We start from the raw sequence: 25941 nt of genomic DNA on the forward strand, positions 1-25941 counted from the left end.
CTCCACTTCTACAATCACCACCGAGCCCACTCCGCCATCGGCGGTCGCCCACCGGTCACCCGACTGACCAACCTCCCCGGACATCACAGCTAGCCGACCGGTGTGCGCGGTCGGGTCGCCGCCGAACGGATCATTCCCTTGGTCCGCATGAGGAACTCGCCGAGATAGCTGTCGTGCGGGACCCCCGGACGCAACCACGTGGTCGGATGGTCACCCAGATAGAGGTTGGTGATCGTCGGCTCGTCCAGCAGCGCGTCGATGAGTTCGCGCCGCTCGGTCATCGCCGTGAGAACCAGCGAATCGCGCAGCGGGGCGACGCCGTCGGTGGGTGACCACGGCCCTACCCACACGCAGGGGGAAGGCGAGTTCCACACCGATCTGCGGCGCGGTGCTGCTGCCGACGAGGTGCACCGCGGGGCGCAGCACCGCCGCGCCGGGCGACAGTTCGTCCACGATGGTGTCACCACCGAGCAGCGGGCGCGCGTCGCCCGCGACTCGACTCAGGTAGTGGTCCATCGCCGCCGCGGATTCGGTGGGCTGCACGGTGAGGATGGCATCCGGGTGCTCGGGCGGCAGGCTGGGAATGGCCCCAACTCCGCGGCGAGCGCACGCGCCAGCGGCTCCGGATCGCCCTCGACCAGCACCGCGGTAGTGCAGGTGCAGGCGGTACCGCCGAGGTGGCTCACCGACTCGGCGATCAGCGCGACCTCAGCTCGCCAGTCCACGTCCGAGGTCACCAGGATCTTCGAGCGCCCCGGCCCTGGGTGAGCACCCGCGCGCTGCCACCGTACTTGTCGACCACGTCCTACCCGCCGTAGACGATGGCGAAATCGGACTCATAGATCGCCCCTGCGCGTCCAGACGGCGCATCCGTCGAGGGTGCGCCGGTCCTGCCAGTCGGCCACCGCGCCCTTCGGCATCGCGAGTTCGAGGGTGCCGCGCTGCTCGCGCAGTACATCGGCGACCCATTGCACCGACTGCCGCACGACGGCCAGCGGGCCTCCCGACGCGACGCTGACCAGTCGCGCGTATTCGTCGGGGCTGAGCCCGCCGATCTCGGCCTCGGTGAATACCTCGGCCGCCCGTTCCAGCACCGCGAATCGCTCGGCGGCGGGCAGCACCGCCGCATTGCGCATGGCCGTCAGCGCCCGGCGCACATACAGCGGCGGCACCTGGGAGATCTCCCCGAGCGCGAACTGCATCCAGCGGTCGAACATGACGAAACGTTTCGGCGCACCGGTGGTGCCGCCGCTCTCATAGATCCCCGCGATGACGCGGTCGGCGCCCGTCAGCCCGCGGGGGATCAAGTCCTCCACCGCGACCGTGCGGAATTCGTCGATGACGTTGGGGAAACGGCGCAGGTCGGCGAAGGTCCGGATATCGGCGACGGGATCGAAATCCAATGTCCGCGCGGGGCGCAGCCAGTACGGGCTGCCTGTCTCCTCGCTGAAATGCCAGGCCAGCACGGCGCGCAGGTATTCCTCCGCGTCGATCATCGCGTAGTCGTGCGCGGCGGGGTCCAGGATTACGGGGCGCATGCGCGGCCTCCAGTGATGTGCCCCGAATCGGGGTTTCAGCTCGAACGCCGCAATCCTCTCCCGGCCCGGTCGAGGGCAAACGCGCTGTCGCCCAGTTCGATCCGCCGATAGGACACTCGTATCGAGAACCGCGATCGACGCCGTGTACACGTTCGCCGAGCACGTACCGGTGGTACCCGCCGCGGCGTCGGCCGCTCGCCCCCGGCCTACGGGGATCCATTGGTGATGTCCATCACATCGTGTCAGAAATCGGCGGCCCGAAATGTCTTATGGGCAGCCGTCGATGACCGGGAGGTCCCGCCAGTTATGAGCACCATGTCACGGGGAGCAGATGCCCTGGATGAACGTTACCGCGCTTCCGCCTTCGTCAAGCGCTCGATCAACAAGGTATTCCCGACCCACTGGTCGTTCCTGCTCGGCGAGATCGCCCTGTACAGCTTCATCATCCTGCTGCTGTCAGGGGTGTACCTGACGTTGTTCTTCGATCCCTCTATGAGCGAGGTGGTATACGACGGCGCGTACCAGCCCATGCGGGGATTGACCATGTCCCGGGCCTACGAGTCGACGCTGAATCTCAGTTTCGAGGTCCGCGGCGGGCTGTTCGTGCGGCAGGTACACCATTGGACCGCGTTGCTTTTCGTGGCGTCGATGATCGTGCATATGTGCCGGATTTTCTTCACCGGCGCGTTCCGCCGCCCACGCGAGATCACCTGGGTGATCGGCTCACTGCTACTGATCCTCGCCCTGTTCGAAGGCTTCTTCGGCTATTCGCTGCCTGACGATCTGCTGTCGGGTACCGGCATGCGCGCGGCCTTCTCGGGTTTCACGATTTCCATCCCCGTGGTGGGCACCTGGTTGCACTGGCTGATCTTCGCGGGCGATTTCCCCGGCGACATCATCATCCCCCGTCTGTACATCACGCACGTGCTGCTGTTCCCGGCGATCATGTTGGCGCTGGTCGTCGCACACATCGGAATCGTCTGGTACCAGAAGCACACTCAGTTCCCCGGACCGGCCCGGAACGAGAACAACGTCGTCGGCACACGTATCGTGCCGGTGTTTTCTTTCGATCAGGGCGCCTTCTTCATGTTCACCCTCGCGACAGTCTCGTTCATGGGTGGCCTTTTCCAGATCAATCCGGTCTGGAACCTGGGTCCTTACAACCCGTCGCAGGTATCGGCGGGTTCGCAGCCCGACTTCTACCTGATGTGGACCGACGGCATGGCACGCCTCATGCCGCCTTGGGAACTGTACATCGGCAACTACACCGTGCCGGCGGCCTTCTGGGTCGCGCTGGCGATGGGATCGGTGCTCTTGGCGCTGATGGTGTACCCGTGGATCGAGAAGCGTCTTTCGAGGGACACCGCGCATCACAATCTGCTGCAGCGGCCGCGAGACGTGCCGGTGCGCACAGCAATCGGCGCCATGGCCCTCACGTTCTACGTGGTGCTGACGCTGGCGTGTGTCAACGACATCATCGCACTGAACTTCGACATCTCGCTCAACGCGACGACCTGGTTCTTCCGCATCGCGGTGCTGCTGTGCCCGCCTACGGCCTACTTCCTTACCTACCGAATGTGCCTGGGTCTGCAACGCAGCGATCGCGCGGTACTCGCCCATGGCATCGAGACCGGCGTGATCAAACGCTTACCGCACGGCGAATACATCGAGATGCACCAGCCGTTGGGCCCAGTCGACGACCACGGCCACCCGGTTCCGCTCGAATACCAAGGCGCCCGGGTACCGAAAAAGATGAACAAACTGGGGTTGGCGGGCAAGCCCGGACCGGGCTCGTTCCTGCGCCCGGATCCGGCGCCCGAAGCGGAGCGCCTGGTGATGACCGAGCACACCGAAGAACGCAGGCAACTTGCCGTTCTCCGGGAATACCAGCAGCGCCGCGACAACGAAAGGCACGACCGATGAGACGGAGGCGCGCCGGGCACGCCGAAGACTACGGCCTGCTGGTCCCCGCGGCCACCGTCGCCAGCGAGCACGCGGGTAACGTCGTAAGAGACACCCTGCGCGTCAACGGGATCCGTTCCACTGTGGGACGGACCGACCGACGCGGCCGACTCCACCGCCTGCTCGTTCTCGTCTTCCCCGAGGACGCCGCGCGGGCCTACGAGGTGATCTGCGCCCATACGAGCCAGCCTGAATCTTGAAGATGCCACTCGAAGTGGTCGCCAGTGTGTTCGAAGCCGATTCTGTGGACATCGCTCGTGCGGTCAGTTCGTGGAGCGGTGGCGCTGGGAGCGCCGCGAGCAGGACTCCTGTCGGCGGATTCGGACGTACCTATTGCCAACAAGACTGATCTGTCTCTATTTTCAACGAGACAGATCAGTCTCTTTCGGCGCGACGGATGGAGTCCTTCATGGCTACGGAGTCAGACTTGCGGGCGGGCGCCTGATCATCGGAGCCGCGAAGGAGACGCCTGCCACGATGCTGGCCGCCCATCACATCGAATTCGGCGCGCCGCTCGCCGTGGGCGAACTGCCCCGGCCGGTTCCGCTCCCCGGGGAGGTACGGATCAAGGTCGCGGCGACCAGCGTCAACCCCGTCGACATGCACACCGGTCGCGGGAACGGCTACGTCCAGTCGATGACACTTCCGCTCATCCCGGGCTGGGACGTGGCGGGAACCGTCGATGCGGTCGGGTACGGCGTGGCGCGGCACCGAGTCGGCGACCCGGTCTTCGGCTTGGCCCGGTTCCCCCATCCGGCCGGGGCTTACGCGGAGTACGTGACGGCGCCCGCACACCACGTGGTGCGCGCTCCGGCAGGCCTCACCATGATGGAGGCGGCCGCGCTGCCGTTGTGCGGGCTGACCGCCTGGCAGATGCTCCGAGCGGCGAAGGTGGAGCGGGGCAAGCGTGTCCTGATCGACGGCGCCTCCGGCGGTGTCGGACACCTCGCCGTGCAGATCGCTCGCGCGCTCGATGCGGAAGTGATCGCGCTCGCTCGGCCCGAGCACCACTCGCTGGTCACCTCATGGGGCGCCGACGACTGCGTGGACTATCGGGACGCCGCGGCGGTGGCCGCCATCGACATGGCCGACGCCTTGTGCGATGTCGTAGGCGGCGATCTGGCCCTACGGCTGTTCGACCGGATCGCCCCGGGCGGCTGCGCTGCGCTCGCCTTGGGTTGGGCAGTCCCGGACTACCGGGCTGAGGCTGATGCGCGTGGGATCGACGCGGTGTCCTGCTTGGTCGACCCGGATCCCGTAGGCCTGAGAGCCTTATCCGAACTCGCGGAAGCCGGTTCCTTGCGCGTGCACATCGGAGCGACCTTCGGCCTCGCGGAGGCGAGTCGGGCACAGCAGTGGGTGACCAGCCGATCCGGCATCGGCAAGGCCGTCATCGTGATGCCGGACTCGGCGGAATGACCACCCAGCGAACCGGGACGCCGGCAGCCCCGCCCCGGCAACAGGGCACCGCCGGTTCACGCGCCCCCCGGCTGCGTGGGCCGGCGCTTCGAGAAGCGGTGCTCGACATCGCCTGTCAACTCTTCTACGACAACGGTGTGCATGCCGTCGGTGTGGATGAGGTCGTGCGCCGCGCCGGCATCGCCAAAGCCAGCCTCTACCGGTGGTTCCCCACCAAAGACGCGCTCATCCTCGCGGTTCTCGACCGAATCGACCAGCAACTGTGGGCACGGTGGGACGAGGTGGCGAAGCAGTTCGCCGACGATGCCGAGGCAGAGCTGCGGACCCAGATCACGTGGATGACCGACATGGCGGCATCACCTGGATACCGAGGCTGCGCCTTCGTCAACACGGCGGCCGAATTCTCCGAGAGCCATGACGAGATCCGTGACCGCTGCCTCCAGCACGAGCGGGAACTGGGCATGCGCCTTCGCAGGCTTGGTCGACGCCTTGCCGTGCCCGACCCCGATTCCTTCGCCGACCAGCTCCAGTTGGGGATCGTCGGCACATTCACCACCTCGGGCCTGTTCTCCAGCGCGGGCCCCGGGCGGCGACTCCCCGCGCTCCTCGACGCGATACTGGCGGCGAATCTCGGTCGCTGAGTGCAGCGCCACTGTGGGCAAGGCTGCTGAGCGACCGCACCGCGGCGGACCGAATGCCGGATCATCGCCGTCGGGCCCGCTGGGCTGCCTCGCGATCGGTGATGATCTGCTTGCGGCGCTGCGTCATCGCTTCGGCGGGTGAGCCGGCGCCGACGATCGCCTCGAACACCGCGCGTGCGTCCTCGAGCGCGTCACGTGCGCCGACTCCGGCGGCCGGAGTGATGGCGTGGTCGGCGTCACCGATCAGGAGCACCGAATCCTGAGGCGCGCGCGCTCCGTCCAGGGGAACGTCGCGGGCGTTGCTGACGTGCACCAGTTCCGTGTGCGACAGCAAATCCGACACCAGCGCCTCGATGGAAGGCGTTGCTGCCAAGATGGTTTCGGCCCATTCACCGGTCGGCCGCATCCCGATATCGTCGCGGGAAGCGGGGAGGGGTTCGCGCGGGATCCGCACGAACCACAGAGCCGCCGGATCCTCTGGGCGCCAGATGTGCCCGAAAGTACTGCCGGCACTGCCGTCTTCGGCGACCTCGGCGAAGAAGTGCAGGACCGCGGGTGCGGTGGCCGGCGGGGAATCCAATGGCGTGCCGGTCATCCCGTACAGCACGACGTCACCGGCGTAGACCGGGATGCGGCCGGGTTCCAGGCCCGCGCGGACCACGGAGTCGATACCGTCGGCGCCGACCACCAGTCCCTCGGCGGCGACGACGTCCGCGCCGCGCCGGATCTCGTGGCCGTCGTCACCCGAGGTCACCTCGGTGATCGGCTCGCCGTAGCGCAGCTCCGCGCCGGAGCCGGCGACGAACTCCGACAACACACCCATGAGGTTGCGGCGCAACCAGAAGCGATGACCGCGACTGGGCATTTCGCTGCGCCGACCGCGACTGTCTTCATAGTCGAGCCCCGCCAGCGGATACGAAACCGCGTGCAGCGCCGAACGATCGACACCCATCGCCTCCATCGCGTCGTGCCCGCGCCCATCGATGAACAGAAACGCCCCGGCTCCGGGACCGGGGCGCTGCTGCTCGTAGACCGTTACCTGACGACCTTTCCGCGCGAGACCACCGGCCAGGCAACTACCCGCGATCCCACCACCGATAACACTGACCATGTAACTGCGATCTCCTAGCGTTGTCGTGCCGACGGCCACCCGCTGGGAGGGGCACTCATCCAGATTGCCATGCTCGGCCGAACCTTCGCCGAGGACTGATCGACCGAGCGCGGGATGGCGCCTCCGCAGAGCACGTCTCACGATGGCAGAGCGGGCCACCCAGTCCAAAAGCTCTTCGTGGCAACAGAATCCGAGTGGGCACGGGTCGACACATGCGCTCCCCCATCGCATCGACGGCGCTCAGCTCGGTGGAATTCGCTTCAGGCTGCCGACACTGAGCGATCCACTCGCCCCGGTGCGCAGTGTCGCCTCCGCCGCGCGGACATAGCCGAGAGGGTCTTTGTCTACGGGCTCGACGCCGGCGTAATTGCTCGCTTCGTAGGCGGCGAAGGCGACGGCGAGTTGGTGGCGGCGCGCCAACCCGGCCAGGCGGCGGAAGTCGGTGAGCCCCTCACGTTCTTCCTCGGCCATATGGTCGCTGTTGGCCAGGTTCGCCGCAGCTACGGCCGCGTACCAATCGTCGGTGCCGACCTGGTGTCGCGCTACTTCGGCGACCGCGTCCCTGATCTCGTTGTGGTCGTGGATGGCGTCGAGTGTCTCGTCCTCCGTCCCGCTCGCGCGCCGGGCCGCGATCCCTGCCTGGAGCAGCTCGGGATAGAAGATCTCCTCCTCGGCCTGCGCGTGCAGCTCGAGGAAGGCCGCCAGTCTGTCCCAGATCGCGGACAGCGCGGCGGTTTCCCCGCGATCGATCTGCTCCAGGATCGCGAACAGCCGCCGCTGCTCGTGATGGTCATCGAGAATCAGCTCGGTAATGTCCACATTTCCTCCCTGACGCCGCGTTCGAGTAAGCATTGGACTCGACGACCGACTGCCGCGCGGGCAGCCGGAACGTCCATGGGAACCTGACGACAACGTACTACCGAGCCGCGGCCCGACGCTCACATTCCGCCGCGGAACCCGCATGGATACCCGATCGCGAGCATCAACGACAAAGTGCCTCGCCGTGAAACGGCTGACCGAACCTCGGGAGCGACAGCGTTGCGACCGATCCTCCGTTTCCGCGTGGTAGGTGTGGGTAGCTCGGTGGTGGTGAGGTTCGCTCGGCTCGGTGGGAGGAACGGTGTCTCGTTCGCTGATGAAGGTGATTTCCGCGGCCGCGCTGGTGTGCGGCCCGGTTTCCGTCGGAGCCGGTGCGGCGGCCGGTGTACCGCAGTTGCCGTTGCCGCCGATCGGCGGTGGATCGGGGATCGTGATCGATGACCGGGCCGAATGCACGCTCACCGCCATCGGCTACGACGCGGCTGGCAGGCTGGTCGGTTTGACGGCGGGGCATTGCGGCGAGCCCGGGGCGCAGGTGGCGTCGGTGACCTATCCCAGCTATGGGGTGCTGGGGCGGTTCGTCTACGCCGATCACGAACTGGACTACGCGATCATCCAATTCGATGACACGCGGGTCGCTCCAGCCCGCGACGTCGGTGGTTTCGCCATCGACGGCCTCGGCGCACCCGCGCGATTTCCCGACGTGGTGTGCAAGAAGGGCCGCACGACCGGCCGAACCTGCGGTGTCGCCTGGGGCGACATGATGGGCCGCGGCAGCGACACCTGGACCCAAATGTGTGTGCTCAAGGGCGATTCCGGCGCGCCGGTGGTGATCGGTTCGACCCTGGTCGGCATGGTCAACGCCTACTGGGGCATGGGGTGTCTCGGGCCCGAGGTGGGAACCGACATCAACGCCATCCTCGCCGACATCGACTCCCGCGACGACGTCGGCGCCGGATTCCGTCCCATCTGATCCCAGCAGTGTGACCAGCACGCGGGTCGAGCGAACTTCGGCATCGCAGTAGCGACCCGAATACAGCGTTTCTCCCGCCTCCGGTTCCGGAATATCGGTCGAACAGCTGACATTCAGATGCGGTGCGCATGCTCTACATTCGGGTCGGTGTCGAATCGACCGATCGTGAAGGCTACCGCCGACGCCCGGTCGAACGGGTGCGTCCACGGTCTGGGGTTGGAAATGGGTCAGTGTGTGCAACGAATCTTGGGTGCTGTCGTCCTGGCCGCCGCGGTCGTGATCGCCGGTTGCGCCACATCCGACGATTCGCCGGGTCCGGCAACCAGATCGGCGGCCGCCGCGACAACGACCGCAACCGCCAGAACCCCCGGCGCACCGGCGTCGAGCGCCGCGCCGCCACCGGAGACGGTGCCACTCTTGCAAGGCGACAACCGCATGCGCGGTCCGGGGACGGTGTTCTCGGGCTGCACTCCCGATGCCGGTGACAAATTCACCCGCGGCGGCCAGGTGTTCGATCCGCTGACCGGCACGAACAAGCCGATCCCCCAACCGATTCTCAAAGCGCCCGAGCAACTCGTCAACCACTTCTGCACGGTGATGGGTACGCCTCGAAATGTGCGCGTCGTGTACATAGTCTCGGTTCGCACACCTGCTTCGGGTCTGGATGCCGAAAAGTACTCGACCAGGATCGAAGCGTTCGGAGTGAACGATCGCGCACCTGTCGCTCAGGCGCCTTGGCCCGCAGACCTCGCACTCGACAAGTTCTCGGTGCTGGCCCCGACAGAATACGGTTTCATCGTCCGAGTTCGTTCGCGCGTCGTCGGATTCGACCTCGATACGCTCGCCGTTGCCTGGCAGCTCGACGAAGGCCAGCTCTACAGCGACCGCTACAACGGTCGGAGTCTCGCAAGGGAGTTGGGGACGCAGAGCGGCCAGAGAATCGTATTCAACAGCGCGAAGGACGGCTCCGAGATCGCGCGGTTCGATGGCATCGGCCTCGCGGGCGGAACGGCCATCGATTCACCGCATACGACAGCGGACAACGGCTTTTTCGTCGCACAGGCCGGTCGGCCCGACTACCACCTCTTCTACTTCGATTCGGCTGCCGCCGCGCTCGTCGGACCGATCGCGCCCTTCGCGCAGTCGTTCCAACGCAGCGGAAACCTATTGCTCGCGTATGGGCGGGGAGGCAGCGACAGCGCCTATCTGAACGTCTACGACATGAACAAGAAGACGTTCGTCGTCCAGAAGTCAGGTAACGACGCCGCCGGCCTCGGGTTCCAGCACGTCTACCTCGCCGGCAAGTATCTCTACATCCAAAACGCCGATGACAGCCCCGTCATAGACCTCACGACACTGAACAAAGTCGCGAGCGGATGGCATCAGCGCCCGATGGATGTCATCGGCGACTGGATCCTGGTGATCTCGGGCAAAGTCTCGAACAACTATGCGACCTGCTTCGACACCCGCGGTGAATTCATCTGCTACGAGACCGGAGTCCTGTACCACAGCCCGAATGGTTCTTATCCGGGTGAGTGGTATTAGCCGTTCGGCCAGGGGATCGGTCAATCGGCCGACGGAGGCTGCGCGGCCGACGGCCCTTCGGTCAGGGCGGCCAGGACCGCCGAAGTGTCGTGATAGTAGGGCCGGAATTCGGTGATCAGGCCGTCTCGAAAGCTGATCCATTGCAGCAGTGAGGTTTCCAGTATCCGTCCGGTGCGCCGCGCACGTAGACGACCCCGGCTGTAGACCACGACGCTGGCCTCGTCGTCGAGGAAATGCTGCTCGTCGAACCACAAGCCGTCCCAGCTCTCTCGCATCGCGGCGAGGAATCTCCGGAATCCGTCGTGTCCATGCCAATCGCCGCCATAGGGCAGGCTCGACGCCTGGCGCATGACCACATCCGGCGCCAGATGCCGGGCCATTTCCTCGAACCCGGACCCGTCGGTCAGATACGCCGCCTCCGACGCGTAGAAGGCCCTCAGGGTGCTCATCACATCAGCTGTCATGCGCACGATCCTGGTCACCGCCACCCCGCCCGCGCTGGCGGGAATCAGCCATCGTGCTAGATGGGGGTCGGTTGTGTTACCTCTCCCCCACTGTCTCTTGTCATAGGAGTGACGGCCGTGGTTCCCGGCAGCTAGAGCGTGTCTCGAAGTAGAGCTGTAGGTGTGAGACTGGTTGGCAGGCTGACGGTTTGAGATATGGCGAGGTCTCCGGTAGTTGGTTGATCGACCAAGATTCAACTGAACACCGGAGACCTCGTGACCACCCTAGCGGTGACCGCGCGAGCGGATCTGACCGATGCCCAATGGGCACGGCTGGAACCGCTGCTACCCACCCCGAAACGACCCGGCCGACCCTCGGGATGGACCCGACGCCGCCTGCTCGACGGGATCCGCTGGCGAATCCGGGTCGGTTGCCCGTGGCGTGACGTCCCACCGCAGTACGGATCCTGGCAGGCGATCTATGCACTGTTCCGCCGCTGGACCCGCGCCGGGGTGTGGGCAGCGGTGCTGCGACAACTCCAGGCGATCGCCGACGCCGCCGCACAGATCGGCTGGCTGGTGAGCGTGGATTCCACGATCATGCGTGCGCATCCACACGCCGCCGGTGCCCGCCGCCACGGCGACCGCCAGGTCGAACCGCCCGGCGGGCACCGCGCAGAACCCACCGATCACGCTCTCGGGCGTTCCCGAGGCGGGTGGGGCACCAAACTGCACCTGGCCTGCGAACACGGCCTGCGACCGTTGTCGCTGCTGCTCACCGCCGGTCAAGCCGGCGACAGCCCGCAATTCGCCGCGGTCCTCGACAGCATCCGGGTACCGCGCCTCGGTCGCGGACGGGCACGCGTGCGTCCGGACCGGGTACTGGCGGACAAGGCGTATTCCTCGGCCGCCAACCGCGCCTACCCGCGCGAGCGTGGCATCCCCGCCACGATCCCGGTCCCGGCCGATCAAGCCGGACACCGCCGCAACCGCGGCCGCCGGGGCGGGCGACCACCGGCATTCGACCGTGAGATCTACCGGCACCGCAACACCATCGAACGTGGCATCAACCGGCTCAAACAACACCGTGCCGTCGCCACCCGCTACGAGAAACTCGCCACCCGCTACCTCGCCGTCATCCAGATCGCCGCCATCGACCAATGGCTATGACCCCGACACCTACTTCGAGACACGCTCTAGGTCGAAATCATCCTGTGGGTCGCACGAGGTCGCTTCCCGACAGCCGGTAGCGGCGCGGCGCCCGGTCCGCTCATGACTCCTCGGACCCGAGCGAGCGCCTGGCCTTCGTCCGCCACGACGCGTTCGGGGCCCCCTCCCCACGAATCGTCCGCCGGACGTCAGTCGATGGATGCGGACGCCTCGTCGCGAAGGGCGGCGATCGTGGCGCGCAGTGATTCCGCGGGGGGCGTCGGCTCGATGCCGAAGGCCGCGGTCGCGGCCGAGGAGTCGATCACGAACGGACGATCGAACTGATACCGCAGTTCGCGCATCTCGCGGGCGTTGGGATCGAAGAGCCCTCCGACCCAGAGCACCGCGGCGGGCATCCGGCTCACCCGCGCGGGCGGCGCGTCCGCGACCGTCGCCGCGAGCCCGGCGAGTTCGCGAAGGGACATCGGCGGCGCGGTGGGCGTGTGCCAAGCGCGGCCCCAAGCGTTTTCGTCGTGGGCGACCGCGACGAGAGTACGTGCGGTGTCGGTGACATCGGTCCAGCTGTGCGCGGCGTCCGGATCGGCGGGGAACAGCACCCGGCGGCCGGCCAGCACGGCGGGCAGCGCCGCGACGGTGAACGCCGACGTCGCTCCGGCGCCGAGGTAGTCCGATCCGCGTACTTCGGCGGTGCGGACGCGGCCCGCTTCGTGCGCCGCCAGCGCCTCGGTCCAGAGCTCCGCGCGCACGCGCCCTTTCACGCTGTTGGGACGCAGCGGGTGCTGTTCGCTGATCGGACCGTCGACCTGACCGTAGCCGTAGAGGTTTCCGACGCTCAGCAGCGCGGCGCCGGTAGCCTCCGCCGCCTGCAACACGGCGGCGGCCAGGGGCGGAAAGTCGCTCGCCCAGCGGTGATACGGAGGCTGCGCGCACTGGAAGATCACCTCCGCGCCCGCACAATGCCCGATCAATGCCGCCGAGTCGGTGGCGTCGGCGGCGACGCGCTCGATCAGCGGATGATCCGGGCCGACGCCGCGCCGGGTTATCACGCGCACCTGGGCGCCGCGTGCGGCGAGCAACGCGGCGGTGGTCGCGCCCACCGGGCCGGCTCCGATGACAACGTGCAGAACCATGGCAATCCATCCTGTCGAGCGTTCCGTTTAGAGAACAGTGTTCTCAATGCGGCTTCACCGTAAGTCAGAACAATGCGTGAAGTCAAGAGCACTGTTCACCGAACCAACATATGTTCTGTTATCGGTTGCTTGTTCTCTACACTGGGGAGATGTCCGCCCGATCCCTACGCGCCCGCATCCGCTCCGAGATGACCGAGGAGATCAAAGAGGTCGCGCGCAGACGGTTGGCCGTGGACGGCGCGAACCTGTCCTTACGCGGGGTCGCACGGGATATGGACATCGTTCCGTCCGCGCTCTACCGCTACTTCCCGAGCCGGGACGACCTGTTGACCGCCTTGATTCTCGACGCCTACCGCGCCCTGGCCGCCGAAGCCGAAACCGCCGACGCGAAGGTTCCCACCGCCGATCTACGCGGCCGGTGGCTGGCGGTGTGCTCGGCGGTGCGAGACTGGGCGCTGGCCCATCCGGCCGAATACGGACTGCTCTACGGCAGCCCGGTACCCGGATACTCCGCACCCGAGGACACCGTGGCCCCCGCCACGGCCGTTGTCTTCCGGCTGGTCGCCATCGCGCAGGAGGGGGCGGGAAAACTGACACCGCCACCGCTTCCGGCCCCGCTGCCCGCGCCCGTCCGCACCGACCTGCGCCGACTCATCGAGCAGAAGCCGCCCGCCGACATGCCCGAAGACGTACTCGACCGGGTCTTCGTCGGCTGGACCCAGCTGTTCGGCCTGATCAGCTTCGAGATCTTCGGCCGCCTGAACGGAACCATCGACGCCCGCGACGAATACTTCGGTCACCACATGAACGTGATGGCCGACCTGGTCGGCCTGCCGTAACCCGGCCGGCGGTCTCCTCGCCGCCTTCTTCGCAGCCCGGCCTCGATCCGGTCCGACCAGTTCATCTGTACGACGACATGGCGGCGTGTCCGCACCGGCGTGCGGGTAGCGCACGCCGGGCGGCGCTACGGTACACAGCACCGAGATTCTCCGCGTTCCATTCGACCGAACACGACTCATTCGTGGAGGAACATTGCCGAGCTCGTTCACTCGCAGGGGATTTCTGTCCAGTGCGGCCACTTCGGCCACGGCCGCGGCCGCCGTCACGACCGGAGCCGCGCCGGGCAAGGCCCGAGCGGACACCGATCCGGACAAGCCGAACATCCTGGTGATCATCGTGGACGAGATGCGGACACCCGTGTGGTTCCCCGACCAGCAGACGCTGGACGCCGTGCTGCCGAACATCGCACGGATCCGCCGGGGCAGCGTGTCGTTCGAGAATCACTACACGGCGGCCAACGACTGCACACCCGCCCGGGGTTGCCTGCTGACCGGCCTCTACGCGCAGCAGACCGGGGTCATGGTCGTGTCGGAATCGACGTTGTCGCCGCTGTTCCCGACGTGGGGGTCCATGCTGCGCGACCACGGTTACGACACCACATACTGGGGCAAGTGGCATCTCGGCAGCTACCCGGATCGCACACCGGGCGCGCTCGAAGCCTACGGATTCCACGGCGGCACCTATCCCTCACCGAACGGCGCGCCGGGTCAAGGGCTGCAAATGGATCCGAAGATCGTCGACCAATTCGTCGACTGGTTCCACAACGATTCCGGCAATGCGCCCTGGTGCACGACGGTGTCGCTGGTCAACCCGCACGACATCCAATGGTGGCCGCGCTGGACCCGTCGCGACCAGTTCAACGCCGACATCCCACGCTGGATGAACGAGCTGCCGCCCAATTTCGAGTCGCTCGAACAACTTTCGCGCAAACCGCGCCTGCAGATGGCGCTGGTGCAGGTCTCGGCGGTGGCGTTCGGAGCGGCGCCCTACGGAACGCCGGAAGCCATGCAGGCCTGGATCGAGATGCGCAATCTGTATCTGTGGGCGCAGCAGCAGGTCGATATCCAGATCGGCCGCGTGCTGGACACCTTGCAGTCGCGTCCGGACGTCGCCGCCAACACCGTCGTCGTCTTCACCTCCGACCACGGGGATTACGCGGGCTCCCACGGCCTGCACGGCAAAGGCGGCGCCGCCTACGACGAGGCGCTGCGCGTCCCGCTCTACGTCCACGATCCGCGCGGCCACTTGAGCCCGGTGAACGGGACGAGCACCAGGGACCAGCTCACTTCCAGTGTCGATTTCACTCCCCTGCTGCTCACCATCGGCACCGGCGGCGACGAATGGCGCGGCGACGGACGCTACGAACATCTCAGCGGGCGTCTCGACATCGCCGCGCTGTGCCGCAACCCGGCAGCCGCGGGCAGGCCGTGGGTCGCCCATACCACCGACGAGGCTTCGATCGAGGAAGCCGCGATGCTGTTCGATCAGAACGCCCCGGGCCACGTCGCGATGGTGCGCACCCCCGACGCGAAATTCGCCTCCTATTCCCATTGGGTGCACGGCCGGATCCAGATCGACCCGGCGGCCGCACAGGAATTCGAGCTCTACGACTACAGCACCGACGGCGGCAGGCTCGAGCTCGACAACCAAGCCGCCACCGGGAATCCGTTGCGCGGCGAGATGGAGTCGCTGCTGGACAACGTCATTCGCACCGAGATCCAGCAACCGCTGCCGCCGTATCTGCGGGCCGCGCAGGACGAAGGCATCGGCGACTACCTCTCGGCGCAGACGAACGTGTTGATCCAAGCCGAACGCATCGGCAACGCCTTGCTCGATGCCGTGCCGAAGCCGTCCTAGCTCCTACAGCAAGCCCCGCACGCCCAGGTCGCTGACGTATTTCTCGATCAGCTCCCGGGAGATCTGCGGAATATCCTGATCGGCGCCGATTTTCGCGGCTCGGACGGCAGCACGGAATTTCTCCGCGGGCAATGCCGAGCCACGAACGGCCGGGGCCGGTCGTCGATAGGCGTGCAACAACGGCAGCACGGAGGCCTGGCGCTGAGCTTCCGGCAACGCCCGCAGGGAGGTCTCGAATCGGGTGACCCACTCGCCGTAATCGGCGATCCGCTCGATGCGATGGCCCGCCTCGATCAGCCAGTCGACGAACTCGTCGAGCGAGTGGCCGTCGTCGTGCGGGTTGAGCACGTCGAAACTGTGGAAACCCGTCCCCGCCATGGCGCCGAGAGTGGTGATCGCCTCGGCGGTGAAATCGGCGGGCAGGCCGTCGTAGTGGGCGCGCGAGCGTTGGCCGTTCGCGTCGGTGCGGTAGAAGGAGAACGGCGCGATTCCCGTGACGAGCAGGCTCAGCAGCAGCCGGGTGAAGATGTCGGGCACGTTGAGCTGACCGGTGTAACGCCGGTCGGCGAGGATCATGTCCGACCGGAACACCGCCACCGGAAGCCCGCACAGGTCATTGGCCTCGCGCAGCAGCACCTCGCCTGCCCACTTGCTGTTGCCGTAGCCGTTGGCGTAACTGTCGTCCACCGCGCGCACCGCGCTGAGCTCGCGGATGTCGCCGTCCTCGGCGAAGACGGCCGGGTCGATCTGCGTGGCCACGGCGACCGTGGACAGATAGGTGAACGGCTTGAGCCGCGTGGTCAGGGCGAGACGGACCAACTCGGCGGTGCCGACCACGTTGGGGCCGAACAGTTGCCGATACGGCAGCACGTGGTTGACCAGTGCGGCGGGATGCACGATCACGTCGACCTGTTCGGCCAGCCGTCGCCAGGTCCGATCGTCGAGCCCCAGGTTCGGATCACCGATGTCGCCGGGGATCACCTCCAGATGCGCGGCGGCCAGCTCCCGGAACTCCTGGACCAGGCCGGGATCTCCGGTGTCGAAGGCGCTGTCGAGTCGCTTGCGCGCCGCGGCGGCGTCGGAACCCCGGACCAGGCAGACCAGCGTGCCTCCGCTGTCGTGCATCCGCCGCAGCCATTCCAGGCACAGGAAACGGCCGAGGTAGCCGTTCGCGCCGGTCAGCAGCACCGTGCGCACGGTTGCGGAGGGGCGCGCCAGATTCGGCGCCTCGGCGAGTGTGCGGGCGTCGAGGAACTTGTCGAGGGTCAGATCGGCGGCGCGGACCTGCGACTCGGCGCCATGCACAGAGGAGTAGGTGGCGCCCCGCGTACCCGAGGCGCGCTCGGCCGCGATGTAAGCCGCCACCTCGCGCAACCCGTTGGCCGGGCTGGTCACCACCGACACCGGCACCTCGACCTCGAAGATCTCGTGCAGCAGATTCGACAGCGACAACGCCGAGAGCGAATCGCCGCCGAGATCGCCGAAGTGCGCGTCCGGGCGCAGATCGGCGTCCGCGCAGCCCAGTACGGCCTTCGCCGCGCGGCTCACCGTCTCCAGCACGGGCAGGTGCTCCGCGGTGCGGCGCAGATCGAGCAGTTCGTTCGCCTGCCCGGCGGCCTGTTCGGCGTAGAGCTCCTGCAAACGCGGCTCGTAGTGTTCTTTGAGCTTGGGCCGCAACAGCTTTCCGATGCCGCTCAGCAATCCGTTGGCGGTGGTGAACGGTTCCGGCTCGATCAGGAACTCGCGCGGGACCTCGTAGGACTGCAGCTCGGCGTCCTTGGCCAGCTGTCGCAACGAATCGCTCAGCGCCGTCCTCATCTTCTCCGGATCTCCCCAGGCCAGCACGTCCTCAGTGGGCACGATCACGGCGAGCAGATAGGCACGTTCGCTGCTGCCGTACACGAAGATCTGCCGGATCAGCGGACTGGTCGCATAGACCGACTCCAGACGCGAGACCGCGACGAATTCGCCCTGGGAGAGTTTCAGCACGTTGTTGCGCCGATCGACGTACACCAGGTGATCCGGGCCGAGTTCGGCGACGATGTCGCCGGTTTTGTAGAAGCCGTCGGAGTCGAAGACCTCGGCCGTGACCTCGGGCCGCTTGTAGTACCCGGAGATCAGGGTGCTGCTCTTCAACAGCAGCTCGCCGCGCGGATGCGGCTTGTCGGTCCGGAAGTAGCCCAGCTCGGGGACGTCGACGAGTTTGTAGTCCAGTACCGGCGGCCGCTGCACCCGTTCGTCGATGACGACCACGCCGCCCGCCTCGGTGGATCCGTAGCCGTCGTGCAACTCCAGATCGAGCACCGACTCGACGAACGATTTCATCTCGGCCGACACCGGGGCGCTCCCGCAGATCGCCATGACCAGTCGTCCACCCAGGAAATGTTCGCGCAGTTCGGTTTTCACCTCCGCTTCCAGCGCGACGCGGTCCACACCGGGTCCGTAGCGCCGGTCCACCTCGCTCTGGTAGCGCTGGAAGACCATGTCGCACACGCGCGGAACGAAGAACAGCTCGGTCGGCCGGGCGAGCGCGATGTCGTCGAACAGCGTCGACATATCGCTCTCGGCCGCGAAGTACGCGGTGCCGCCGCGCGCCAGCACGCCGGTCAGCGACCCGCGACCGGCCACATGGCTCATCGGCATGTAGTTGAAGTTGATCGCGGCGACGTCGGGCCGGTTCACCCATCCCCTGGCGACCAGCCGCTGACTGTACATCGCGCCTTTCGGGGTTCCGGTACTGCCCGAGGTGTAGATCAGCAGCGCCAGCGGGTCCTCGCCGGGCTCGGCGACGAACAGCGGCGCCGGCGGCAGCGTCCGGCCGCGCGCCAGCACCTCGTCGAGCGATTCGACGCGCACCGCGCTGCCCGCGTCGGCCAGCCGCGCGCGGGCCGCGTCGAACGCCGCCCGCTGGTCGTCGTCTTCCGGGTGGTAGTCGAAGACGACCAGCCGTTGTGGCCCGGACTCCGACAGCGCGCACGTCACCGCGGTGTCGAGCAGTTCCGGTGTCGCCGCCAGCACCCGCGGCTCGGTCTCCGCCACGATCGCGGTGAGCTGGGCGACCGGGGCGCTGGATTGCATGGGTACCGCGACCAGGCCGAGGTGGACGCAGGCCAGGTCGAGCGTGGTGTAGTCACTGCTGGTGAAGCCCAGGATGCCCACGAAGTCGCCTGCCCGCAGCGGTGTGTCCGCGTCACCGTGCCATGCGGCGGCGACCGCGCGCACGCGCTCCCACAGCTCGCCGTAGGTGATGGTGTCGAACCGCGGCAGCAGCGTCAGCGTGGTGCGTCCGGTCTCGTCGGTGCGCAGCTCGGTCGCGCGCTGGGCGACGGCGGGCCGGTCGGCGTAGCCGACCATCACCGTCTCGACGATCTGAGCGAGCCCCGCTCCGGGGTCGCGAATCTTCTCGGCGACGTCCGCACGCGGTGTGGCGTTGCGGATGTCGTCGTATTCGGCATATAGCCGGGTGATGCGGCGCATGAGCCGCTCCCCGCGTGTTTCGGGTGCCACGACGACCTCCTTCGGTCCTTGAACGCGCCTTCCTAAACACGTTAGCTCGACTAAGTACTTTGGTCAGGCAATAGCCGCCGCGCACGTCTGTGACACTGGACACGGTGCCGGGAAGGTCCGGAAACTACTCGGTATTGCGTTGTGCCGCACACTCAGCCTGGTGCTGCCGGTACCAGTGTTATCGGGCTCCTGTTACCGGTGCCCGCCGCACCGCATGCTCGGTGCATGACACAGACCATATCGCCGGGGCCCGCGGCGACGACGGCCGCCGCGGCCGCACGGGCCGTGCTGGGAGCGCGGCGTTCGCTTGCCCTCCTCGCCGTCATTCTCACCGGGCAGTTCATGGCGGTGCTCGATGCCTCCATCGTCAACGTCGCCATTCCCTCCATCCGCAATTCCCTGCACACCAGCGGCGCGGCGCTGCAGCTGATCGTCGCCGGGTACGTCATCGCCTACGCCGTCCTGCTGGTCACCGGGGCGCGCCTCGGCGACCGATTCACCCAGCGCCGCGCGTTCATCGCCGGACTCGCGCTGTTCACCCTCTCCTCACTGGCCTGTGGTCTGGCCTGGAACGAGGCATCGCTGATCGTCTTCCGGTTCGCCCAGGGCGTCGGCGCGGCGGCCATGGTGCCGCAGATCATGACGCTCATCCAGCGCACCTTCACCGGCGATGCCCGCGCGCGGGCGCTGAGCGTCTACTCGGCCATCATCTCCGGCGGCATGGTCGCCGGACAGGTCCTCGGCGGGCTGATCGTCAACGCCGATCTCTTCGGCAGCAGCTGGCGCGGCGTGTTCCTGGTGAACGTGCCGATCGGCCTCGTATTGCTCGCGGCGGCGCCGCGCATCCTGCCGCCCTCGGCCCAGCGGCTCGAGCGCAAGCTCGATCTGCCGGGACTGGCCACGCTCACCGCGTCGGTGCTGCTGCTGGTGTTGCCGCTCGTCCTGGGGCGGGAGCTGGATTGGCCGTTGTGGTCGTGGATCGCCCTGACCGCCAGCGTGCTCGGCTTCGCCTCGTTCGTGGCGATCGAGCGGGTCGTCGCCACCCGTGGCGGCGAGCCCCTGTTCGCGCGGGCGGTACTCACCGCGCCCGGCCTCGTGCCCGCCGCGGTCGCGCTGTTCGTGACCATGGCGACCTTCGGCGGCTGGATGTTCGTCATGGCGATCCACCTACAGAGCACGCTGGGCTACAGCGCGCTGCACGCGGGTCTGCTGTTCGTCCCCCTCGGCGTGACCTTCGCCGTCGCCAGCCTGAACTGGGAACGCGTCCCGGCCCGGTTCCATCCGGTGATGATCCCGCTCGGCCTGGTCGTCGGGGCGGTGAGCATGGTCGCCCTCGGCGTGCTGCTACGTGACGGCGGCGACGTCGGACCGCTCGCGCTGACCCTGCTCGGCCTGTGCGGCGCGGGCAACGGAATCGCCTTCAGTCCGCTCATGACCCGCACGCTGGCCAAGGTCCCGATGAGCCTGGCGGCCGACGCGAGCGGCATCCTGGTGACCAACGTGCAACTCGGCATCGTGGTCGGGATCGCAGGGTTCGGATCGCTGTTCCTGGGCCTGGCGGGCAGCACGGTGAGCAGTGCGGCCCACGCGCTCGGCGGCACCGCGATCGCCGAGGGCGTCACGGTCCTGCTGGCGGCCGCTTTCGCGGCTCGTGCGGCACGGTAGCCGACCCTCCGTTCGACAACCTTCGAATCATCGCGACGCAAACCATCGCGATCCGCCGCCCCTTGCGCGCATGCTCGCAAGGGGTGCGCCGAAGGTGGCCCGAGCCGCATCGTGCCCGGCTCGGGCCACCGATCGTCGCGTCATCGTTCGCGGGATGAAAGAAGGTGCGGGATGGGCGTTTTCGCGCTCGGTGTAGAACTCGACGGAGAGGGCTTCCGCCCCGAGGCGTGGCGGCGGGCGGCACACGCGCCGGACCGTCTGCTCAGCCCGGAGACCGTGCGCAGGCGGGTGGCCGCCGCGGAGAACGCCGGGTTCACCCTGGCCACGTTCGCCGACTCCATCCTGCCGAGGCACGAGATTCCCGGCCGCATCGACGCGGTGACGCGGGCGGCCTTCGTCGCGGCGACGACCAGCACGATCGGCCTGGTTCCCACCGTGGCCAGCACCTACGCCGAACCGTTCCACACGGCATCGCAGGTGGCGTCGCTGGACTACGCCTCGCGGGGGCGGGCGGGCTGGATCGCCGAGCGCGCCGACGATTCACGCGCCGCCGCCACCTGGGGACGTCGACCGGTGTCGGAAGACGCCGATCTTGCCCGCGAGCAAAGGGATTCGATCGAGGTGGCCCGTCGCCTGTGGGACTCCTGGGAAGACGACGCCGTGATCCGCGACTACGCCAGCGGCCGATTCCTGGACCGGAACAAGCTGCACTACATCGACTTCCAGGGCGAGACCTTCTCGGTGAAGGGACCCGCGATCGTGCCGCGGCCGCCACAGGGTCAGCCCGTGGTGTTCGGCACCGAAGGCGAGGTCGATGTCCGGCTCGTCGCCGCCGATTCCGTCGCGGCGGCCGTGGCGGCGGACTCCGGCGGTGCCGCGCTCGCGTTCGCCGAAGTCGAAGTGACCTTGGACGTTCCGGGCACGCACGCAGCACAGCGATTCGGCGAATCCTCCGGTTCGCCGGGCCGCCTGGCGTTCTCCGGATCGGCCGGGGAATTGACCGATCTGCTGACCGAACTCAGCGCGCACCTGGACGGTGTGCGGCTGCACCTCGCCGTGATCGACGAGGATCTGCCCGTGCTCGCGCGCGAGGTCGTCCCCGCGCTGTTGCGCACCGGCGTCGCGCACCGCCCGATCCCCGGTTCGACCTTGCGCGCCAACCTCGGCCTGAACCGCCCCGCCAACCGCTACGCGGCCACCCGCTGATCGTCAGGAGATCGTTTCCGTGACCGACTTCCCGCGTCCCGACGCCCAAGTCCATTTCGGCGTCTTCTTCCAGGGCGTGAACCACACCACCATCTGGTCCGACCCGTCCAGCGGCTCGCAGATCGACTTCGAAACCTTCCGCCGGGTCGCGCAGACCGCCGAGCGCGGCTTGTTCGACGCGTTCTTCCTCGGTGAGGGCCTGCGCCTGCGCGAGCAGGACGGCGCGATCCTCGAACTGGACATCGCGGGCCGCCCCGACGCGATCACCCAGCTCGCCGCGCTGGCGGGCGTCACCCGCCACATCGGCCTGGTGGCCACCCAGAACACCACCTACAACGAGCCCGCCGACCTGGCGCGCAAACTCGGCGGCCTGGACCTGCTGTCCGGTGGCCGGGCGGGCTGGAACGCGGTCACCACGGACAACGCCTGGACCGGCGCGAACTTCCGGCGCGGCGGGTTCCTGGACCACGCGCTGCGTTACGAGCGCGCCGGGGAGTTCGTCGCCACGGTGCGGGCGATCTGGGACGCCTGGGACGACGGCGCGATCGCGACCTCGCAGCAGAGCCCGTCGTGGGCGCGTGCCGAGGCGATCCATCCGGTGGTGCGGACCGGCCCGCACTTCGACGTGACGATCACCCCCACGCTGCCGCGCAGCGCGCAAGGGCATCCGGTGATCTTCCAGGCGGGTGATTCACCCACCGGCCGCGATTTCGCCGCCGCGCACGCCGATGTCATCTACTCCAGGCACGGAACGCATTTCGACGACGCGCTGGCTTTCGCGAACGACATCCGTACACGCCTGCGCGCGGCGGGCCGCCCCGAGGACGACATCCGGATCCTGCCCGGCACGCAGATCATCCTCGCGGAGAAGGAATCCGAGGTCGAGGAGAAAGTGCGCTGGGTGAAGAGCGGCCAGTACACCGGTCAGACCGCGCTGTCGCTGGCCGGCCAGATCTGGGGCCGCGACCTGTCCGGCCTCGACCCCGACGGTCCCCTGCCCGCGGACGATCCGCAGCCCCGCCCGATCTCGGAGACCCGAGGCGCACCGCGTTCCGGACAGGACCCGATCGCCATCGCCCGCGAATGGCGGGCCAGGGCGGAGGCGGAAAACCTCTCCCTGCGCGAAGTCGTGATCGCCTCCACCGAACGTTCCGGCTTCGCGGGCACCCCCACCCAGGTCGCGGACGAACTGGCCCGCTGGGTCCGCCACGGCGCGACCGACGGCTTCAACATCTCCCCTTACCTGGTCCCGACCGGCCTCGACGAAATCGTGAACTGGCTCGTTCCCGAACTCCAAGACCGCGGCGTCTACCGCACGGAATACACCGGAACCACCCTCCGCGCCCACCTCGGCCTACGCGAACCCCTCACCCGCCGCTCCTGATCGCACGACAGCCGAACTGTCGTCCCAACTGTGCGACGGCTCGGCACTCACTCCGCACGCCTGTGCCTGGTGGCCGCGCGACGGATCGCGACCGAAGTTGTGGAGTGGCACACCATCGAGAGTTCTACTCGCGATTCGCCGCAGCGATGCGCCATTCGTGAAGGGATACGACCGGAGCCGCCGTCCTGGATGGACGGCGGCTCCGGTTTCACGTTCGGTCAGAGCACGGATTCGATGGCGGCGACCAATTCTGGTGCGTCGGGGGTGGTCCGGGGGCGGAAGCGGCCCGCTACCTTGCCGTCGCGGTCGATGAGGAACTTCTCGAAGTTCCATTGGATGTCGCCGGCGTTGCCTTCGGCGTCGGGGGTCTCGGCCAGGGTCTGGTAGAGGGCGTGGCGCTCATCGCCGTTGACGTCGGTCTTCTCCAGCAAGGGGAAGTCCACGCCGTAGGTGGTGGAACAGAACTGCTGGATCTCCTCCGCGGTGCCGGGCTCCTGGCCCATGAACTGGTTGCACGGCACGCCGACCACGCTGAAACCGCGCGGGCCGTAGGACTCGTGCAGTTCGACCAGGCCGGAGTACTGCGGTGTCAGCCCGCATTTCGAGGCCACGTTCACCAGCAGCACGGCGCGGTCGCCGACCAAGTCGGCCAAGGTCGTCGACTCGCCGGACAGCGTGCGTAGCGGGACTTCTCGAAGGCTCATAGGTATCCGTTCTCGATTCCGTAGATCCACCCCGACGGCCACGCTACCGGATCACCGGGTTTCCGACCGCCGCGGGCGCATCGGCCTACGAGCTTTCAGCGCAACCTGGTCCGGCGCATCAGCCGCAGCGACATCAAGGTCATCTTCAGCTGCTTGTCGTAAGGCTGACCGGCCCGCGCGGCGAGCACCTGCTTCTTGAGCACGCCGACGTTCACCGTATCGGTGTACTTCAACAGGCCCTGGTCACCGTGCCGGGTGCCGACTCCGGACTGCTTCACTCCACCCGACGGCGTGCCTTTGGCGGCGTAGGTCGCGACGAAGCCGTCGTTGATGTTGATGTTGCCCGCTTGCAGCTGTGCGGCGATCCGCTCGCCGTGTGCCGCATCCCGGGTCCACACGCTGGCGTTGAGACCGTAGTCGGTCGCGTTGGCCAGGCGCACCGCTTCCTGCTCGTCGTCGAACGGGTACACGGTGACGACCGGGCCGAAGGTCTCCAGCGTCGCGTGGGTCATCTCGGGTGTCACGCCGGTCAGCACGGTGGCCTCGTAGAAAGCGGGACCGACATCCGGGCGCGCTTGCCCGCCGACGTGCACGGTGGCGCCTTTGGCCCGAGCGTCGTCGACGTGCGCGGCGACCCGTTCCAGATGCTGCGGGGAGACCAGCGAACCGAACTCCGGCGTGTAGTCGTAGGCCCCGCCGATCTTTCCGTTCAATTCCGCCGCCGCGGCCACCAACCGGTGCAGGAATTCCTCGTGGAGGGACCGGTGCACGTAGATCCGTTCGATGTGCATGCACGCCTGCCCCGAGTTGGCGAACGCGGCGAACACCGCGCCGGGAACCACCTCGTCCAGGTTCGCGTCGGCGAGCACGATCATCGGGTTCTTGCCGCCCAGTTCCAGGCTGCATCCGATGAGGTTGCGACCGGCCTGCTCGCCGACGATCCGGCCGGTGGCGGTCGAGCCGGTGAACATGACGAAGTCGACGTTGTCGATCAGGGTCGGCCCGATGTCGGGCCCTTCACCGCACACCACCTGGACCAGGCCGCGGGGCAGCCCGGCGCGGTGCAGCAGTTCGACGCCGAAGAGCACGCACAGCGCGGTCTTGTTGTCCGGCTTCAGGACTACGCCGTTGCCTGCCATCAGCGCGGGCATGGCGTCGGACAGGGCGATGGCGAAGGGGAAGTTCCACGGCGCGATCACGGCGACGAGGCCTTTGGGCCGGTGCTGCTCGATCGAGGAGGTGATCAGCGGCATCGCGCCGCCGCGCCGCTTCGGCCGCAGCACCCGGCGCGCGGTCTTGAGGTAATGGCTGATCACCATGGGCACGTCGCAGGATTCCTCGACTGCCATGCGACGGGTCTTGCCGCACCCGATCTGGATGAGGTCGGCGATGGTCTCCACCTCGCCGAGGATCAGCTCGTGCAGCCGCTCGAACACCCGAAGCCGCTGGCGCAGCGGCAGTGCGGCCCACTCCGTCTGCGCCGCCCGGGCGGCGGCGCACGCCGTCAGCACGTCCTGCGGGGACGACTGCGGAAGCGCACCGACCGGCGCGCCGGTGTAGACCTCGGTCATCTCATATGGCGCCGCGCCACCGTCGGCGGCGACCAGGCCGGTCAGCCGGGCGAGCAGTTCCCCGGTGATCCTGGCGGGCAAGGTGCTCTCGGCCTTGTCGGTGTGTGCTGTGCTCATCGGATCTTCTCCATGACGTCGGGCATCGCCGCAGGTGCCGGGCCGGACCGCGCGACTGAATTAGAACACGTTCCGATTTTGGATTCATCGTATTCGCCCGGCCGCGCCCTGCCTACCTGCCGCGAGGGACGAATTCCGCTCATTCGTGCGTGGCGATCGACAGCGCTTGGGTCGGGCAGTATCGGACCGCGCGCTGTACGTCGTCGCGGGCCCGCGGGTCCGCGGCGGCGTCGAGGATCTCGACTTTGCCGCGTTTGGGGACGTGGAACGCTTCCGGCGCCTCGTCCTGGCACACGGCATGCCCCTGACACAGATCCAGATCGGCGAGCACTCGCATCG

22 protein-coding genes and 1 pseudogene are annotated in these 25941 nt (G+C 67.6%); 13 read left to right on the forward strand and 10 right to left on the reverse strand.

Annotated features, from left to right (window positions below; genetic code table 11):
* Positions 1-89: 89 nt before the first annotated feature.
* Positions 90-281, reverse strand: a complete 192-nt coding sequence (locus tag ACIHAX_RS25330; RefSeq protein ID WP_397279940.1) for a hypothetical protein — start codon at positions 279-281, stop codon at positions 90-92.
* Positions 282-285: 4 nt separating this feature from the next.
* Here ACIHAX_RS25330 and ACIHAX_RS25335 point away from each other — a divergent pair, with 4 nt between their 5' ends.
* Complete coding sequence (locus ACIHAX_RS25335; RefSeq protein ID WP_397279942.1) at positions 286-768, forward strand: hypothetical protein; 483 nt, start codon at positions 286-288, stop codon at positions 766-768.
* A 431-nt stretch (positions 769-1199) separates the two neighbouring features.
* On the opposite strand, the pseudogene ACIHAX_RS25340 reads toward ACIHAX_RS25335, so the two are convergent.
* Positions 1200-1538: pseudogene (locus tag ACIHAX_RS25340) on the reverse strand (phenazine antibiotic biosynthesis protein); the annotation flags it as partial.
* A gap of 315 nt (positions 1539-1853) precedes the next feature.
* Between ACIHAX_RS25340 and ACIHAX_RS25345 the strand changes: the two are divergent.
* The 4 genes from ACIHAX_RS25345 to ACIHAX_RS25360 all read left to right on the forward strand — a co-directional run bounded on the left by ACIHAX_RS25345 (position 1854) and on the right by ACIHAX_RS25360 (position 5560).
* Entirely contained in the window at positions 1854-3461 is a 1608-nt protein-coding gene (locus ACIHAX_RS25345) for a cytochrome bc complex cytochrome b subunit (protein WP_397279944.1), read from the forward strand.
* Positions 3458-3700, forward strand: coding sequence for a hypothetical protein (locus ACIHAX_RS25350; RefSeq protein WP_397279946.1), 243 nt, complete (start codon positions 3458-3460; stop codon positions 3698-3700). Before ACIHAX_RS25345 ends, ACIHAX_RS25350 begins: the two co-directional genes overlap by 4 nt.
* 277 nt (positions 3701-3977) lie before the next feature.
* Positions 3978-4919: an NADP-dependent oxidoreductase gene (locus ACIHAX_RS25355; protein ID WP_397279948.1), complete on the forward strand. Its 942-nt coding sequence runs from the start codon at positions 3978-3980 to the stop codon at positions 4917-4919.
* Positions 4916-5560 (forward strand): TetR/AcrR family transcriptional regulator, encoded by a 645-nt coding sequence (locus ACIHAX_RS25360; RefSeq protein WP_355075079.1) that lies wholly within the window; start codon positions 4916-4918, stop codon positions 5558-5560. Before ACIHAX_RS25355 ends, ACIHAX_RS25360 begins: the two co-directional genes overlap by 4 nt.
* Before the next feature lie 61 nt (positions 5561-5621).
* On the opposite strand, the gene ACIHAX_RS25365 is transcribed toward ACIHAX_RS25360, so the two are convergent.
* Entirely contained in the window at positions 5622-6671 is a 1050-nt protein-coding gene (locus tag ACIHAX_RS25365) for an FAD-dependent oxidoreductase (RefSeq protein WP_397279950.1), read from the reverse strand.
* A 240-nt stretch (positions 6672-6911) separates the two neighbouring features.
* Positions 6912-7490 carry a hemerythrin domain-containing protein gene (locus tag ACIHAX_RS25370; RefSeq protein ID WP_355075075.1) on the reverse strand — a complete coding sequence of 193 codons (579 nt, stop codon included), beginning with the start codon at positions 7488-7490 and terminating at the stop codon, positions 6912-6914.
* A gap of 301 nt (positions 7491-7791) precedes the next feature.
* On the opposite strand from ACIHAX_RS25370, the gene ACIHAX_RS25375 reads away from it, so the two are divergent.
* A complete protein-coding gene (locus ACIHAX_RS25375; protein WP_397279953.1) occupies positions 7792-8463 on the forward strand; it encodes a serine protease in 672 nt (223 codons plus the stop codon).
* Positions 8464-8628: 165 nt separating this feature from the next.
* The gene (locus ACIHAX_RS25380; protein WP_397279955.1) at positions 8629-10008 is read left to right on the forward strand and encodes a hypothetical protein; all 1380 of its coding nucleotides are present in this window, start codon (positions 8629-8631) and stop codon (positions 10006-10008) included.
* A 20-nt stretch (positions 10009-10028) separates the two neighbouring features.
* Here ACIHAX_RS25380 and ACIHAX_RS25385 read toward each other — a convergent pair whose 3' ends face one another.
* Positions 10029-10472 (reverse strand): nuclear transport factor 2 family protein, encoded by a 444-nt coding sequence (locus ACIHAX_RS25385; RefSeq protein ID WP_397279957.1) that lies wholly within the window; start codon positions 10470-10472, stop codon positions 10029-10031.
* 255 nt (positions 10473-10727) lie between these two features.
* Between ACIHAX_RS25385 and ACIHAX_RS25390 the strand changes: the two genes are divergently transcribed.
* The gene (locus ACIHAX_RS25390) at positions 10728-11621 is read left to right on the forward strand and encodes an IS5 family transposase (protein WP_397279959.1); all 894 of its coding nucleotides are present in this window, start codon (positions 10728-10730) and stop codon (positions 11619-11621) included.
* A 188-nt stretch (positions 11622-11809) separates the two neighbouring features.
* Here the strand turns inward: ACIHAX_RS25390 and ACIHAX_RS25395 are convergent, their stop codons facing one another.
* Entirely contained in the window at positions 11810-12751 is a 942-nt protein-coding gene (locus ACIHAX_RS25395; RefSeq protein ID WP_397279961.1) for an NAD-dependent epimerase/dehydratase family protein, read from the reverse strand.
* Positions 12752-12900: 149 nt separating this feature from the next.
* On the opposite strand from ACIHAX_RS25395, the gene ACIHAX_RS25400 reads away from it, so the two are divergent.
* Positions 12901-13590: a TetR/AcrR family transcriptional regulator gene (locus ACIHAX_RS25400; RefSeq protein WP_397279963.1), complete on the forward strand. Its 690-nt coding sequence runs from the start codon at positions 12901-12903 to the stop codon at positions 13588-13590.
* Positions 13591-13783: 193 nt separating this feature from the next.
* A complete protein-coding gene (locus ACIHAX_RS25405) occupies positions 13784-15448 on the forward strand; it encodes a sulfatase-like hydrolase/transferase (protein ID WP_397279965.1) in 1665 nt (554 codons plus the stop codon).
* A 3-nt stretch (positions 15449-15451) separates the two neighbouring features.
* Here ACIHAX_RS25405 and car read toward each other — a convergent pair whose 3' ends face one another.
* On the reverse strand, positions 15452-18925 hold the full coding sequence (gene car, locus ACIHAX_RS25410; protein ID WP_397280074.1) for a carboxylic acid reductase: 3474 nt from the start codon (positions 18923-18925) through the stop codon (positions 15452-15454).
* 255 nt (positions 18926-19180) lie between these two features.
* On the opposite strand from car, the gene ACIHAX_RS25415 reads away from it, so the two are divergent.
* From ACIHAX_RS25415 to ACIHAX_RS25425, 3 genes are all read left to right on the forward strand, one after another.
* On the forward strand, positions 19181-20620 hold the full coding sequence (locus ACIHAX_RS25415; RefSeq protein ID WP_397279967.1) for an MFS transporter: 1440 nt from the start codon (positions 19181-19183) through the stop codon (positions 20618-20620).
* Between the two features lie 171 nt (positions 20621-20791).
* Entirely contained in the window at positions 20792-21826 is a 1035-nt protein-coding gene (locus ACIHAX_RS25420) for an LLM class flavin-dependent oxidoreductase (protein WP_397279969.1), read from the forward strand.
* 19 nt (positions 21827-21845) lie between these two features.
* Entirely contained in the window at positions 21846-23210 is a 1365-nt protein-coding gene (locus tag ACIHAX_RS25425; protein ID WP_397279971.1) for an NtaA/DmoA family FMN-dependent monooxygenase, read from the forward strand.
* A gap of 218 nt (positions 23211-23428) precedes the next feature.
* Here ACIHAX_RS25425 and ACIHAX_RS25430 read toward each other — a convergent pair whose 3' ends face one another.
* From ACIHAX_RS25430 to ACIHAX_RS25440, 3 genes are all read right to left on the reverse strand, one after another.
* Positions 23429-23914 (reverse strand): glutathione peroxidase, encoded by a 486-nt coding sequence (locus tag ACIHAX_RS25430; RefSeq protein ID WP_397279973.1) that lies wholly within the window; start codon positions 23912-23914, stop codon positions 23429-23431.
* 95 nt (positions 23915-24009) lie between these two features.
* Positions 24010-25602: a succinic semialdehyde dehydrogenase gene (locus ACIHAX_RS25435; RefSeq protein WP_397279975.1), complete on the reverse strand. Its 1593-nt coding sequence runs from the start codon at positions 25600-25602 to the stop codon at positions 24010-24012.
* 139 nt (positions 25603-25741) lie between these two features.
* Positions 25742-25939, reverse strand: a complete 198-nt coding sequence (locus tag ACIHAX_RS25440) for a ferredoxin (protein ID WP_397279977.1) — start codon at positions 25937-25939, stop codon at positions 25742-25744.
* Positions 25940-25941 lie beyond the last annotated feature (2 nt).

The organism is Nocardia sp. NPDC051929, from assembly GCF_044548645.1.
In the GTDB taxonomy this organism is placed as follows: Bacteria; Actinomycetota; Actinomycetes; order Mycobacteriales; family Mycobacteriaceae; genus Nocardia; species Nocardia sichangensis.